Here is a 506-nt window from a genome sequence, read left to right as displayed (position 1 = left end):
GTGCTTGCCGTTCTGCTCTCTGCGTTTTATCTCCAATTGCACAAAGTCGAATAAGTCTGGCGGGATAATCGCCTCGTGGTGCTCTTCCACATAGTACTGTGGAATCTCGCCCGTGTTCTTCCGTCGCGTCTTATCGAGGAAGTCTGCCGTATACTCTTTCTGGATCAGCGCATCACCGCGATACTTCTCATTCGTGAGGATGGAGCGCACCGTGGAAATGTACCACTTGTCCTTTCCCGACGGGGATTTGATGCAACGCGTCTCCAGTTCCTTAGTGATGGCATAGAAGGATCGCCCGCCAAGGAAGAGTTTGTAGATGAGCCTTACGATTTTCGCCTGTTCTTCGTTGATTTCGAAGTCCTTGTCATAGCCGAGAAAGGCACTGTAGCCCACACTGGTTTTGCCCTCGGCGAACTGCTTCCGCTTGCCCCATGTGGTGTTCTCCGAGATGCTGCGGCTTTCCTCCTGAGCTAGGCTGGACATAATCGTTATAAGGAGTTCTCCGC

At 52.2% G+C, this 506-nt stretch carries 1 protein-coding gene; it reads right to left on the bottom strand.

Annotated features, from left to right (window positions below):
- The coding region (locus HMPREF1992_RS11975; protein ID WP_021683904.1) for a recombinase family protein at positions 1 to 506 on the bottom strand (506 nt) is incomplete at both ends.

This window comes from Selenomonas sp. oral taxon 892 str. F0426, from assembly GCF_000468035.1.
In the GTDB taxonomy this organism is placed as follows: domain Bacteria; phylum Bacillota; class Negativicutes; order Selenomonadales; family Selenomonadaceae; genus Centipeda.
The sequence above is the reverse complement of the archived record's forward strand: the minus strand, read 5'-3'. Positions and strand labels throughout refer to the sequence as shown.